Raw genomic sequence first — 825 nt, 5'->3', positions numbered from 1 at the left:
CCGCTGCAGCGCTGCGCCAGCGCCAGCGGCGCATGCTCGTGCTGCAGCAATTCCGCCAGACGCAGATGCGCCTCGCGCACGCCTGTTGCAACGCCGCGTCCATCGAGGTCCAGGCGCAGCGGGAGCGTGTTGATGAACAGGCCCATTGCCCGGTCGGCGCCGGCACCGGCCTGCATGCGGCCAAGCAGCACCGTTCCGAACACTACTTTCTCGCGGCCGGACGTGCGCGCCACGACCTGGCCCCACGCCACATGGCAAAGGCTGGCAAGGCTCACGCCCAATCGCTGGGCTTGGCCCCGAAGACGATCGTTGAGGGCCTGCGGCAGCTTCCGGTAGACTTCGACTGCTTCCTCGCCGTCGCCGCGCACCTCGGCCAGGCCGAATGGCAGCACAGGCTCATCGACATCAGCCAGCCGTTCCCTGAAGTAACGCTCATGCTCTGCCTCAGAGATACCGAGACGCGCCTGCGCCACCACGTTGCGGAACGGCTCCGCTGCCGCTAGCTCGGCCTGCCGCCCCCCCAGGATCGCCTCGATCTCCTCGTTGAGGATGTCCAGGGTCGAATAGTCTCCGATCAGATGGTGATGCAGCTCCAACAGCAACCACCGATCACTTCCGGAATCTCGCGCCACCACGTAACGCAGGACAGGCGCCTGGGTCAGGTCGAGCCTGTAGTTGTGCGGGTCGTAGCGATGCCGCAACTGTTCCGCTCCAGGTCCGGCAGCGGGATCGAGCTCGATCTCGGTGATGCTCAGCGGCGCGGCGCGCCAAACCACCTGCACCGGCGACGACAGGCCTTCCCAGACAAAGGCGGTGCGCAGGATG

The 825-nt window shown here is 66.7% G+C and carries 1 protein-coding gene; it reads right to left on the bottom strand.

The window, feature by feature from the left end:
- A partial coding sequence (locus KVT37_RS31675) for a condensation domain-containing protein (RefSeq protein WP_254634397.1) occupies nucleotides 1-825 on the bottom strand: 825 nt, incomplete at both ends.

Origin of the sequence: Mesorhizobium sp. GbtcB19 (genome assembly GCF_019091085.1) — a bacterium.
Classification (GTDB): Bacteria; Pseudomonadota; Alphaproteobacteria; order Rhizobiales; family Rhizobiaceae; genus Mesorhizobium.
Note: the sequence above shows the minus strand (reverse complement) of the source record. Positions and strands in the feature narration are given on the sequence as shown.